Here is a 13,150-nt window from a genome sequence, read left to right on the forward strand (position 1 = left end):
AGTCATGATAATAGGGCCTTCTGATTAGAAGGCCCTATTATCAATGATTTTTATCCTCGTGACGACACTATCTAGTAGACATTCGCGCTATTTGCCAGCTTTCCAGCGAGCTTAACTTAATAAGCTGTGTCGACAACACCTTCGCTAGCGCCTGGAATCAGCGTCCTCTCGAACTGGGTGCAGATGTCGTGATGCTTTCCACCAGTAAATATATCGGCGGTCATTCCGATCTTATTGGCGGTGCGGTAATTACCCGCCAGCCCGATATTGCGCAGCAGATGGATTTCATCAAAACCACCGTCGGTGCCATTGCTTCACCTTTCGATGCATACCTCGCGCTGCGGGGCATGAAAACGCTGGATGTGCGTATGGAACGCCATTGCTGTAATGCACAGGTGGTCGCGGAGTATCTTGCAACACACCCGTCAATTGCACAGGTGTGGTATCCGGGCTTACCCAGTCATCCTCAACACGCCCTTTGCCAACAGCAAATGCGCTCCGGTGGAGCCGTGGTCACCGTCCAGCTTAAAGGCGGCCTTGATGAGGTGAAAACCTTCATTCCCCGGCTGCATTACTTTGTGCTGGCGGAATCGCTGGGCGGCGTGGAGAGCATGGTTAACCATTCAGCATCCATGTCCCACGGTTCCATGTCACGTGAAGAACAAGAAAGTATTGGTATTTATGACACCACGCTACGTTTATCGATCGGCATCGAAGATGTCAGCGATTTAATCGCTGATCTCGATCGTGCGCTGTTCAATATCACGGGAAAATAAAAGGAAAATCATCATGCATGATTATGGCATATGGACTGTCATCACCCCGCTTGTCACTATTTTTCTGGCCATCTTTACTCGCCAGGTTATTCTTTCCCTGCTTGCCGGGATTGTTGTTGGCTTTATTGTTATTCATCACAGCTTACTGGGCGGTATTGCTGCCACGTTTAATGGGATTATTGAAACCTTCGCCTCGCCAGGAAATGCCCGCACGGTTATTTTCATGGTTATGATTGGCGGAATTATGCAACTGATCGTGGTGACGGGAGGCGTCCGGCGATTGGTCCAGTTTCTGACCGAAAAAAACGATTACATCACCAGTAAACGATCGGTGCAATTGCTGGCAATGATTGTCACTGCACTTATTTTCATTGAAAGTTCAATCAATCAGCTTATTGCTGGCGCATCATCAAAAGACCTGGCACGCCGCTATCGCGTGGCACCGGAGAAGATGTCCTACATCATTCAGACGTCATGCGTATCTGTCTGTTCCTCTGTCATGATCAACGGATGGGGCGCGGCTATGATGGGGGTTATCGGCGTTCAAATAGCCAAAGGTTATATCATCGGTGAACCGTTTGAAATTCTCGCCAGCTCCATGGTGTGGAATATCATGGCGTGGCTGTCGTTGGCCTCGGTGCTGTTCTATATCCTTTCCGGGTTCTCCTGGGGACCGATGAAAAAAGCCGAAATCCGCTTTACGGAAAATATCAACGAGCAGGAATACATTGAGCAGGCGGTGGATGAGGACATCATCGATCATCCTGCCTGTAACTCGTTGTGGAATTTCTTTATTCCGATTCTTTCAACTGTGCTGATGGTGCCAGTCGCCTTGTACATTACCGGTGACGGGCAATTCTCCAAGGGCAGCGGGTCAATGTCCGTCTATTCCGGAGTGGTGTTCGGTACCGTCGTGTCGTTTATCTGGTTTACTCTGCGCGGCATATTAAACGTCGAGAATTTCTTTAAAGAGATCTATATCGGTTACGCCAGCATGGTCAAAATCAGTTCCATTATGGTGCTGGCTTTCCTGATGGGTCAGGTATCCGCCGATCTGAACACCGGGCAATATATTGCCTCTGTTACCTCAGGCGTTATACCGGGTGGCGTCGCGATTGGCTTTATCTTCCTCATTAGCGCCGTGATGTCACTGGCTACCGGCACTTCATGGGGCACCTTCGCCATCATGATCCCCATCGGCGTGCAGTTAGGCGTCTCGGTGGGAATCCCGGTTGAGTATATGATTGGCGCGGCGATTGCGGGTTCGATTTTCGGCGACATGACATCACCCATCTCCAGCGATGCTATCGTGGCTTCAATGGCAACAAACTGCGAGCATATTGAACATATTCGCACACAGTTTCCCTATGCGCTGGTGACCGGGTTTGTGGCTTTTCTTATCTATCTGGTGATGGGTTTCACCTGCTGAGTTGTTCTGTATGACCGGGCGGCGCAAGCCACCCGGTCAGCGACTTAACCCTTTATCGCCGCAAGCACTTCTGCAATGGCCACGGCACCGGGGTCCTGCACCCCTTCGAGGTTCTCGCTGTTTACATAGGATGAGCGGCCTGCACCGGCTTTTGGCATAGTCGCCGTTTTCTCGGCACCCGCTTTTGCCGCAGACGCTGCGGCATCCAGCCCGCTATCGCGCAGGGCTTCCAGCGCCGGTTGCAGCGCGTCGATCAGCGTCCGGTCACCCAGGTCTGCGCCACCGTAGTGTTTCATCTGATTCAGCCCGCGCAGCAACGCTTCCGGCAATGACTTACCGTCATGCACCGACTGGCCTGCGGCGGTAAAGAAGATCGACATCAGCACGCCGCTGGAGCCACCCATCACCGTCGCCAGCCGCTCTCCCACCAGTTGCAGCAACTGCGCGGTATTGTTCAGTGGAAGCTTGCCCTGCTCCAGAAACTGAGCGATTTCCCGCGCCCCTTCGGCGAAGGTCGATCCGGTATCGCCATCACCCACTTTGGCATCCAGCGCATTCAGGCGGTTTTCCAGCCCAATCAGCGTCTGCGCCACCGCAGAGACCAGCGTTCTGACCTGCGGGTTTTCTGATGGCTCAATTTCCAGCTGATTGTAAACCGGGCTGTGGCGCTGGGTTTTCATCGGCGCGAACGGCACCGGTTTTTGCCAGCCGACGGTTTGCACATCGGCATTGATGGCTTTCTCGAAGGTCTCGTTCAGGCGTAGCAGCGAGAGAGAGAACCCTTTCATATCCAGCGAACTGACCAGCGGCGCGGGGCCAATCAGGTATGCAATCTGCTCTTTCAGCGCCGAGTGCGCCAGCTCTTTGGTGAGCAGGGCCATCTCCAGCGCCGAGACGCCGCCAAGGTTGTTGATTAACACCGCGACGCGGTCGTTGTCGGCCAGCTCTTTGAGCGGTTTGATCAGCGTGTCGATAAGCTGCTGGCTGTTGTAGGTGTCGACGGTGCTCGCACCCGGTTCGCCGTGAATACCGAGGCCCAGCTCGACCTGTCCGCGCTGGATGCGGTCGTCTTCATCACCGCTGCCCGGCAGGTTGCAGGTCTCCATCGCCAACCCCAGACTCCAGACGCTGTCACAGGCCTGCTGGGCGATGTCGCGCACTTCACTTAAGGATTTACCGTGTTCGGCGGCGTAGCCTGCGATTTTGTGCACCAGCGCAGTGCCGGCGATGCCGCGCGGCTGTTTGTTGTCCGGCAGGGCGATATCGTCGGCGACAATCACCATTTCCACTTTCAGGCCGTAACGTTTGGCTTTTTCAGCCGCCAGGCCGAAGTTGAGGCGGTCGCCGGTGTAGTTTTTGACGATCAGCAGGCAGCCGCGATCGCCGGTTACCGCCACGATGGCGTTGAGGACGGCATCCACGCTGGGCGAGGCAAAGACGTCGCCGCAGACGGCAGCGGTGAGCATCCCTTTGCCGACAAAGCCAGCATGGGCGGGTTCGTGGCCGGAGCCCCCGCCGGAGATCACCGCGACGCGGGATTTGTCCCAGTCGGCGCGGGCAACAATACGGATAGCGGGGTCGATGTCGAGTCGTACTAAATTGCCGTGGGGAGCGGAAATCACCATTCCTTCAATGGCGTCATTGACCAGTTGTTTGCGGTCATTAAAGAAGAATCTGGACATAGCTTCCTGAATTTTTTGTGAACCGTATGCAAAGCATAGTCTGCGCTACGTATTACGTTTTCAAGAACGGAATTTACTGATGGGGTGGCGTTTTGCCTTTCGTGCGGTCTGATGCCCTCACCCCGGCCTTCTCCCGCGGAGAGAGGGAGAAAGGGACATGCCCCGGCTGGCGCTTCGCTTAGCCTGGCTACATGATCGTTGGGGGAAGGAAACGTAGCCCGGATAAGGCGTTTACGCCGCATCCGGGAGAAAAACAGAAAGGGATTTAGTTCTTGCGCATAATCAGCCACAGGCTGATTAAGAAGAACGAGGCGCTTGGCAGCAGCGCGCCAACCACCGGCGGAATGCCGTACACCAGCGTCAGCGGGCCGAAGATCTGGTCGAGCACGTAGAAGACAAAGCCGAAGCTGATACCCGTCATCACACGTACGCCCATCGCCACGCTACGCAGCGGGCCGAAGATAAACGACAGCGCCATCAGCATCATCACCGCCACCGAAAGCGGCTGGAAGATTTTTCTCCACATCTGCAATTGATAACGCCCGGAATCCTGACCGCTCGATTTCAGGTACTTCACGTAATTGTGCAGGCCGCTAATCGACAGCGCATCCGGGTCCAGCGCCACCACGCCCAGTTTGTCGGGGGTGAGGTTGGTCTTCCAGGTACCGTTTAACGTCTGTGTGCCGGTCACTTGTTTCGGGTCGCTCAGGTTAGATTCATCCACCTGCGAGAGCCGCCACATCTTGGTGTCTTTATCGAATTTCGCCGAGGCGGCATAGCGCACGGACTGCAACCGACGCTGATCGTTGAACGCGTAAATGCTCACGCCGCCCAGCTCGTCATCACCCTTCACGCGCTCGATATAAACAAAGGTGTGGCCGTCTTTCGCCCACAGCCCCTGTTGCGTCGAGAGCAGCGAACCGCCGTACATCGACTGCGCACGCTGGTTACGCGCCATCTGCTCGCCCTGCGGTGCCACCCACTCGCCAATCGCCATGGTCAGCAGCACCAGCGGGATCGCGGTTTTCATCACCGACAACGCCACCTGTAGGCGGGTATAGCCGGATGCCTGCATCACCACCAGCTCGCTACGCTGAGCCAGCATCCCCAGGCCTAACAACGCGCCAAGCAGTGCGGCCATCGGGAAGAAAATCTGAATATCTTTTGGCACGCTGAGGATGGTATACAGCCCCGCCCCCAGCGCGTCGTAACTGCCCTGCCCAGCCTTTTTCAACTGGTCGACAAACTTGATGATGCCGGAGAGCGACACCAGCATGAACAGCGTCATCATGATGGTGGTAAAAATGGTTTTACCGATATAGCGGTCAAGTACGCCAAACGCCTGCATTATACCGCTCCTCTGCCCATCACACGGGCGCGGATCCGACGCATCGGCACCGTATCCCACAAGTTCAGACCAATCGCCAGCGCCAGGTACACCAGGTTAACCGCCCACATCCAAATCAACGGATCGATTTTGCCTTTCGCGGCATTGGAGCGCAGAGAGGTTTGCAGCAGGAAGAACACCAGATACAGCAGCATGGCAGGCAGCATTGACAGTACGCGGCCCTGACGTGGGTTAACCACGCTGAGCGGCACGACCATCAGCGCCATCATAAATACGGTGAATATGAGCGTCAGGCGCCAGTGGAACTCGGCCTGAGCACGCGGGTTATCGGTGCGCCACAGGGTGCCGAGTTTCATCTGCTCGGTATCGTCCGGATCCAGCGTCACCGCCTGGTGGCCGATAATCGCCTGATAATCTTTAAAATCGGTGATGCGGAAATCACGCAGCAGCGCCGTGCCTTCAAAGCGGGTGCCCTGGTTTAAACGCACCACCTGAGAACCGTCTTTCAACTGCGAAAGATGACCGGAATCAGCCACCACCACCGACGGGCGAGCGTTGCCTTTCGGGCGAATCTGCGCAAGGAAGACATCGTTGAATTTGCTGCCCTGCACGCTTTCGATAAACATCACCGAGTTGCCATCAGACACCTGCTGGAACTGCCCTTGCGCCAGTGCGGCCATGCCAGGGTTGGCTTTGGCATCCGCCAGCACCACTTCCTGATGGCGTGATGACCAGGGACTGAGCCACATCACGTTGACGGCCGCCAGCGCGCCGGTGAACAGCGCCAGAATCATCGCCGCTTTGACCAGCACGGCGCGGCTCAGGCCGCAGGCGTGCATGACCGTAATTTCACTTTCGGTATAAAGTTTGCCCAGCGTCATCAGCAGGCCGAGGAACAGACTGAGCGGCAGGATAAGTTGCGCCATCTCAGGCACGCCGAGGCCCAGTAGCGAGAGCACCAGGTTCGTAGGGATTTCGCCGTCGACCGCTGCGCCGAGGATCCTTACCAGTTTCTGACAGAAGAAGATCAGAAGCAGGATGAAGAGGATCGCAAACTGGCTTTTTAGCGTCTCCCGCGCAAGATATCTTATGATTATCACTTTACATTACGCCCGTAAAAACCAGTCTTTTTACTGGAAAATCGCTTGTTTCGTGGCTTAAACGTCATTTATTCTCTTGAGTCGTCGAAATCATCGCTAAGATTAATATACTCAGCGGTAAAACGTTTCAGACCCGGATCTGACGTGCCGAAACCTAAGTATCGTTAAGATTAACACGAAGTCACCGCAACAGCGGAACCGAGTTACGAAAGCTTGCAATTCTATCCGTAGCCGCCGCCGTTGTCTTTAAGATTCAGGAGCGTAGTGCATGGAGTTCAGTGTAAAAAGCGGTAGCCCGGAGAAACAGCGGAGTGCCTGCATCGTTGTGGGTGTTTTTGAGCCGCGCCGCCTCTCTCCGATTGCCGAGCAACTCGACAAGATCAGCGACGGATACATCAGCGCCCTGCTGCGCCGTGGCGAACTGGAAGGCAAACCGGGCCAGACCATGCTGCTGCACCATGTTCCAAACGTCCTCTCCGAACGCATTCTGTTGATTGGTTGCGGCAAAGAACGCGAGCTGGATGAACGCCAGTACAAGCAGGTCATCCAGAAAACCATTAACACCCTGAATGATACCGGTTCAATGGAAGCCGTCTGCTTCCTGACCGAGCTGCACGTTAAAGGCCGCAACACCTACTGGAAAGTACGCCAGGCGGTGGAGACGGCGAAAGAGTCGCTGTACAGCTTCGATCAGTTGAAAACCAACAAAAGCGAGCCGCGTCGCCCGCTGCGTAAAATGGTTTTCAACGTCCCGACCCGTCGCGAACTGACAAGCGGCGAGCGCGCGATCCAGCACGGTCTGGCGATTGCGGCTGGTATTAAAGCGGCGAAAGATCTCGGCAACATGCCGCCGAACATCTGTAACGCCGCCTATCTGGCTTCTCAGGCCCGTCAACTGGCTGACTCGTACAGCAAAAACGTCATCACCCGCGTCATCGGCGAACAGCAGATGAAAGAGCTGGGGATGCACTCTTACCTGGCGGTCGGCAATGGTTCGCAGAACGAATCACTGATGTCGGTTATCGAATATAAAGGCAACCCGGCAGAAGACGTGCGCCCGATTGTGCTGGTCGGTAAAGGGCTGACGTTCGACTCCGGCGGTATCTCCATCAAGCCTGCCGAAGGCATGGACGAGATGAAGTACGACATGTGCGGCGCGGCGGCGGTGTACGGCGTAATGCGCATGGTGGCCGAGCTGCAGTTACCGATTAACGTTATCGGCGTGCTGGCGGGCTGTGAAAACATGCCGGGCGGGCGGGCTTATCGTCCGGGCGACGTGCTGACCACCATGTCTGGCCAGACTGTTGAAGTATTGAATACCGATGCCGAAGGCCGTCTGGTGCTGTGCGACGTCTTAACCTATGTTGAGCGCTTCGAGCCGGAAGCGGTTATCGATGTGGCGACTCTGACCGGTGCCTGCGTGATTGCTCTGGGCCATCACATCACCGGGCTGATGTCGAACCACAATCCGCTGGCACACGAGCTGATTGGCGCGTCTGAACAGGCGGGTGACCGCGCATGGCGTCTGCCGTTGGGTGATGAGTACTACGAGCAGTTGGATTCCAATTTTGCCGATATGGCGAACATTGGCGGCCGTCCTGGTGGGGCGATTACCGCCGGGTGCTTCCTGTCACGCTTTGCCCGTAAGTACAACTGGGCGCACCTGGACATCGCCGGTACCGCGTGGCGTTCCGGTAAAGCCAAAGGTGCAACCGGCCGCCCGGTGGCTATGCTGTCGCAGTTCCTGCTGAACCGCGCCGGGTTTACTGGCGAAGAGTAATTGCCGTCTGATGCCCGGTGGCGCTACGCTTACCGGGCTTACAGGCTCGAGCAATAAGAATTCTATACCCTATGGATTTCGAGTTGCATCGCGGCGGCAACTGAACAAATCCCCAGGAGCATAGTTTACTATGTGACTGGGGTGCGTGAAGGCAGCCAACAATGAGGCAACTTGAAAGACGACGGGTATAGATATGAAGAATGCGACCTTTTATCTTCTGGACAACGATGCACAGCAAGACGGCCTGAGCGCCGTGGAGCAACTGGTGTGTGAGGTTGCCGCAGAACGTTGGCGCAATGGCAAACGCGTGCTGATTGCCTGCGAAGACGAACAGCAGGCGCTGCGACTGGATGAAGCGCTGTGGGCAAGGCCGCCGGAAAGTTTTGTGCCGCACAACCTGGCGGGTGAAGGCCCAAGGGGCGGTGCGCCTGTTGAGATTGCCTGGCCGCAAAAGCGTAACAGCAGCCCGCGCGACATTCTCATCAGTTTGCGTACAAACTTTGCAGATTTTGCCACCGCTTTCACAGAAGTGATAGACTTTGTCCCTCATGAAGATTCTTTGAAACAACTGGCTCGCGAACGCTATAAAGCCTATCGCATGGCTGGTTTCAACCTGAACACGGCAACCTGGAAATAATGGAAAAGACATACAACCCCCAAGAGATCGAACAGCCGCTTTACGAGCATTGGGAAAAGCAGGGCTACTTCAAACCGAATGGCGATGAAAGCCAGGAAAGCTTCTGCATCATGATCCCTCCGCCGAACGTCACCGGCAGTTTGCACATGGGTCACGCCTTCCAGCAGACCATCATGGATACCATGATTCGCTACCAGCGCATGCAGGGTAAAAACACCCTGTGGCAGGCCGGTACCGATCACGCGGGTATCGCAACCCAGATGGTAGTTGAGCGTAAGATTGCCGCCGAAGAAGGTAAAACCCGCCACGATTACGGTCGCGATGCCTTTATCGACAAAATCTGGCAGTGGAAAGCAGAATCCGGCGGCACCATCACCCGCCAGATGCGCCGTCTGGGCAACTCCGTGGACTGGGAACGCGAACGCTTCACCATGGACGAAGGCCTCTCCAACGCCGTGAAAGAAGTCTTTGTCCGCCTGTACAAAGAAGACCTGATTTACCGTGGTAAGCGCCTGGTGAACTGGGACCCGAAACTGCGCACCGCGATTTCCGACCTCGAAGTAGAAAACCGCGAGTCCAAAGGGTCCATGTGGCACATTCGCTACCCGCTGGCTGATGGCGCAAAAACTGCCGACGGCAAAGATTACCTGGTGGTCGCCACCACCCGTCCGGAAACCCTGCTGGGCGATACCGGCGTGGCCGTTAACCCGGAAGACCCGCGTTACAAAGATCTGATTGGCAAATATGTGGTTCTGCCGCTGGTAAACCGCCGCATTCCGATTGTGGGCGACGAACACGCCGACATGGAAAAAGGCACCGGCTGCGTAAAAATCACCCCGGCACACGACTTCAATGACTATGAAGTTGGCCGTCGCCACGCCCTGCCGATGATCAACATTCTGACCTTTGACGGCGATATCCGTGAAAGCGCAGAAGTGTATGACACCAAAGGCGAAGAATCCGACGTTTACGAAAGCACAATCCCGGCTGAATTCCAGAAGCTGGAGCGTTTTGCCGCGCGTAAAGCAGTGGTTGCTGCCGTTGACGCCCTGGGCCTGCTGGAAGAGATCAAACCGCACGACCTGACCGTTCCGTACGGCGATCGTGGCGGCGTGGTTATCGAACCGATGCTGACCGACCAGTGGTATGTCCGTGCCGACGTGCTGGCAAAACCGGCAGTGGAAGCGGTTGAGAACGGTGATATCCAGTTCGTGCCGAAACAGTACGAAAACATGTACTTCTCCTGGATGCGCGATATTCAGGACTGGTGTATCTCCCGCCAGCTGTGGTGGGGTCACCGCATCCCGGCCTGGTATGACAACGACGGCAATGTCTACGTTGGCCGCACCGAAGACGAAGTGCGTCAGGAAAACAACCTCGGTGCCGACGTTGCGCTGCGTCAGGACGACGACGTACTGGATACCTGGTTCTCCTCCGCCCTGTGGACCTTCTCCACTCTCGGCTGGCCGGAAAACACCGATGCCCTGCGTCAGTTCCACCCGAGCACCGTAATGGTCTCTGGCTTTGACATCATCTTCTTCTGGATTGCCCGCATGATCATGATGACCATGCACTTCATCAAAGATGAAAACGGCAAGCCGCAGGTACCGTTCCATACCGTGTACATGACCGGCCTGATTCGCGATGACGAAGGCCAGAAAATGTCCAAATCCAAGGGTAACGTTATCGACCCGCTGGATATGGTGGACGGTATCTCTCTGGCAGATCTGCTGGAAAAACGTACCGGCAACATGATGCAGCCGCAGCTGGCTGAGAAAATTGCCAAGCGTACTGAGAAACAGTTCCCGAACGGTATCGAGCCGCACGGCACCGACGCCCTGCGCTTCACCCTGGCGGCGCTGGCCTCTACCGGCCGCGACATCAACTGGGATATGAAGCGTCTGGAAGGTTATCGCAACTTCTGTAACAAGCTGTGGAACGCCAGCCGTTTCGTGCTGATGAACACCGAAGATCAGGATTGTGGCTTCAACGGCGGCGACATGGTGCTGTCCCTGGCAGATCGCTGGATCCTCGCGGAATTCAACCAGACCGTGAAAGCCTACCGTGAAGCGCTGGATAACTACCGCTTCGATATCGCGGCCGGCATCCTGTACGAATTCACCTGGAACCAGTTCTGTGACTGGTATCTGGAGCTGACCAAGCCAGTAATGACCGGTGGCATAGAGGCGGAACTGCGCGGTACGCGTAATACGCTGGTGAACGTGCTGGAAGCGCTGCTGCGTCTGGCGCACCCAATCATTCCGTTTATCACCGAGACCATCTGGCAGCGTGTGAAAGTGCTGAAAGGCATTACCGCCGACACCATCATGCTGCAGCCGATTCCGCAGTACGATGCCGCGCAGGTGGATGAAGCCGCACTGGCTGACACTGAATGGCTGAAACAGGCGATCGTCGCGGTACGTAATATTCGTGCCGAGATGAACATCTCCCCGGGTAAACCGCTGGAGCTGCTGCTGCGTGGTTGCAGTAAAGATGCGGAGCGTCGTGTGAACGATAACCGCAGCTTCCTGCTGAACCTGGCGCGTCTGGAAAGCATCACCGTGCTGCCTGCGGATGACAAAGGTCCGGTTTCCGTGACCAAGATTATCGATGGCGCAGAGTTGCTGATCCCAATGGCGGGTCTGATTAACAAAGAAGACGAGCTGGCACGTCTGGCGAAAGAAGTGGCGAAAATCGAAGGTGAGATTGGCCGCATCGAGAGCAAACTGTCCAACGAAGGTTTTGTGGCGCGCGCACCGGAAGCGGTGATTGCCAAAGAGCGTGAGAAGCTGGACGGCTACGCAGAGGCCAAAGCCAAACTGATCGAACAGCAGGCCGTTATTGCCGCGCTGTAATCAGACTGCACATGAAAAAGCCGGGCTTCGATAGCCCGGCTTTTTTTGCCCCCAATTCAGGGTGGAGCTCTCAGGTAATCCCCGGTGGCGCTGCGCTTACCGGGGCTACAAACACCCCATGGCGGCGAATATCACGTAGCCCGGATAAGGCGTTTACGCCGCATCCGGGAACGGATGAGTTAAAACACCGCCGGGAAGAAGGACAGCCCGCGCGCCAGCAGGTTCGCCGGATCTTTTGCTGGTTGCTGACCGTGATTTTCCAGGGTCAGGTTCTGCAACTCGCCGTGCACATGGGTATTTTCCAGCACATAGCGGGTGAAACGCACCTTCGCCCACGGCCACGCGAGGAACAGCGTGATCATGCACACCAGCACGTTGGTAATCGACAGCCACATCACACGACTGATGGTCACGGTGGAGGAGAAGCGAATGTTTTCCGCCAGGCTCACCTGCGCATAAATGTAGTTACGCATTTTCACGAAGGCGTAGATAAAGCAGAAAATCGCGCCGAAGATATAGATAAAGTACGCCAGCGCCATCTTGCCGTAGAACGGCCCAGCCAGCATCGCCAGTTGCTCAGGGTTATCACCCACCATCGCAGAGTACTGCATCAGGGTCATAAACGCCGGAACGACAATAAACAATGCCAGCGCAAGGAACGGAAACAGCAGCAGCATGGAGAACAGCGCAATCAGAATGCATTTCTTGATCGAGAAAGTACCGGCAAATTTCTGCGTACCGTATTGCAGGTTATTCACCAGCATGCCGTACCACTGCGCGGTATAAACGCCCTGCATAATGGCCGTGCCCACCAGCAGACCCAGTGAGCCAATACCAATACCCACAAACATCGCCGTATATGAACCCGTGCTCATCGTGCCGGTCATCAAACCAGAGAAAATCAGAATGGACACTACCATGATTAACAGCGGGCAACCCATCATCACCCACCAGGCACGTACCGGGCTTGCGTAAAAACTGAAGCGGACATTATTAATTTCCGTCATCAGCATTTGATAACGTAAACCTTGCGTTACCAGCCAGGGGAAAAAGAGTAAAAATAGCCCTATCATACAGAGGGATAACAGGAAGTTATTATGCGCCATGTTAACCAGAAATATGATGTAGAGGACAATCAGGCAAAGCCAGCCAACAAATACCGAACTGCCCGTCGCGTGATAAGAAAAACGCGCACCTTCCAGATCCGTATTCTCATAAAAATAACGGCGGGCACGCACCAGCGCCCAGGGTAAAAACAACCCGAGGGTGATGATGGTCAGTAAGATGTTGACCAGCCAAATCTAGAAATATCCCGCGCCACTTCCCTGGAACACAAAATTCCGGGAAGGTGTCGCCGCCGCACCACCATTTTCGAAAGTCATAACAATCCTTATCGTAAATTAGAACAAAACCCAATAAACCATAGAAATATTGCGGTATTTTTATTTCCGTTATTAAGTTTAGTAAACCGCGAATTCAGATAATAAGTGCAACGCTCGGACATGATTGTGGAGAGTGTAGGAGGAAGGGTTAACTACCGATA

General features: G+C 55.2%; 9 protein-coding genes and 1 pseudogene. 5 read left to right on the forward strand and 5 right to left on the reverse strand.

Annotated elements, in window-relative coordinates; translation table 11 throughout:
• Positions 1-71: 71 nt before the first annotated feature.
• Positions 72-776 (forward strand): annotated as a pseudogene (locus ACSZPU_RS17555) (trans-sulfuration enzyme family protein); the annotation flags it as partial.
• Positions 777-789: 13 nt separating this feature from the next.
• A complete protein-coding gene (locus ACSZPU_RS17560; protein ID WP_499001352.1) occupies positions 790-2,205 on the forward strand; it encodes a Na+/H+ antiporter NhaC family protein in 1,416 nt (471 codons plus the stop codon).
• Positions 2,206-2,249: 44 nt separating this feature from the next.
• On the opposite strand, the gene ACSZPU_RS17565 is transcribed toward ACSZPU_RS17560, so the two are convergent.
• The 4 genes from ACSZPU_RS17565 to ACSZPU_RS17580 form a co-directional block, all read right to left on the reverse strand.
• Complete coding sequence (locus tag ACSZPU_RS17565) at positions 2,250-3,887, reverse strand: glycerone kinase (RefSeq protein WP_499001355.1); 1,638 nt, start codon at positions 3,885-3,887, stop codon at positions 2,250-2,252.
• 265 nt (positions 3,888-4,152) lie between these two features.
• Complete coding sequence (gene lptG / locus ACSZPU_RS17570) at positions 4,153-5,235, reverse strand: LPS export ABC transporter permease LptG (protein WP_499001358.1); 1,083 nt, start codon at positions 5,233-5,235, stop codon at positions 4,153-4,155.
• Positions 5,235-6,335: an LPS export ABC transporter permease LptF gene (gene lptF, locus ACSZPU_RS17575; RefSeq protein ID WP_499001361.1), complete on the reverse strand. Its 1,101-nt coding sequence runs from the start codon at positions 6,333-6,335 to the stop codon at positions 5,235-5,237. The genes lptG and lptF overlap by 1 nt, the downstream gene beginning before the upstream one ends.
• A gap of 64 nt (positions 6,336-6,399) precedes the next feature.
• On the reverse strand, positions 6,400-6,450 hold the full coding sequence (locus tag ACSZPU_RS17580; RefSeq protein WP_216637209.1) for a hypothetical protein: 51 nt from the start codon (positions 6,448-6,450) through the stop codon (positions 6,400-6,402).
• Positions 6,451-6,603: 153 nt separating this feature from the next.
• Between ACSZPU_RS17580 and pepA the strand changes: the two genes are divergently transcribed.
• The 3 genes from pepA to ACSZPU_RS17595 all read left to right on the forward strand — a co-directional run bounded on the left by pepA (position 6,604) and on the right by ACSZPU_RS17595 (position 11,607).
• Positions 6,604-8,115, forward strand: a complete 1,512-nt coding sequence (gene pepA, locus ACSZPU_RS17585) for a leucyl aminopeptidase (RefSeq protein ID WP_499001364.1) — start codon at positions 6,604-6,606, stop codon at positions 8,113-8,115.
• 193 nt (positions 8,116-8,308) lie between these two features.
• Complete coding sequence (holC, locus tag ACSZPU_RS17590) at positions 8,309-8,752, forward strand: DNA polymerase III subunit chi (protein ID WP_499001366.1); 444 nt, start codon at positions 8,309-8,311, stop codon at positions 8,750-8,752.
• Positions 8,752-11,607, forward strand: a complete 2,856-nt coding sequence (locus tag ACSZPU_RS17595; RefSeq protein WP_499001368.1) for a valine--tRNA ligase — start codon at positions 8,752-8,754, stop codon at positions 11,605-11,607. Before holC ends, ACSZPU_RS17595 begins: the two co-directional genes overlap by 1 nt.
• Positions 11,608-11,786: 179 nt before the next feature.
• Here ACSZPU_RS17595 and ACSZPU_RS17600 read toward each other — a convergent pair whose 3' ends face one another.
• Positions 11,787-12,908 (reverse strand): YjgN family protein, encoded by a 1,122-nt coding sequence (locus ACSZPU_RS17600; RefSeq protein WP_499001372.1) that lies wholly within the window; start codon positions 12,906-12,908, stop codon positions 11,787-11,789.
• Positions 12,909-13,150 lie beyond the last annotated feature (242 nt).

Source organism: Phytobacter sp. V69 (assembly GCF_965644215.1).
Lineage (GTDB): Bacteria > Pseudomonadota > Gammaproteobacteria > Enterobacterales > Enterobacteriaceae > Phytobacter.

Excerpts from the sequence above, each read along its gene's own strand:
- ACSZPU_RS17560 (WP_499001352.1), top strand. The coding sequence starts at position 790 with ATGCATGATTATGGCATATGGACTGTCATCACCCCGCTTGTCACTATT.
- ACSZPU_RS17565 (WP_499001355.1), bottom strand. The coding sequence starts at position 3,887 with ATGTCCAGATTCTTCTTTAATGACCGCAAACAACTGGTCAATGACGCC.
- lptG (WP_499001358.1), bottom strand. The coding sequence starts at position 5,235 with ATGCAGGCGTTTGGCGTACTTGACCGCTATATCGGTAAAACCATTTTT.
- pepA (WP_499001364.1), top strand. The coding sequence starts at position 6,604 with ATGGAGTTCAGTGTAAAAAGCGGTAGCCCGGAGAAACAGCGGAGTGCC.
- holC (WP_499001366.1), top strand. The coding sequence starts at position 8,309 with ATGAAGAATGCGACCTTTTATCTTCTGGACAACGATGCACAGCAAGAC.
- ACSZPU_RS17595 (WP_499001368.1), top strand. The coding sequence starts at position 8,752 with ATGGAAAAGACATACAACCCCCAAGAGATCGAACAGCCGCTTTACGAG.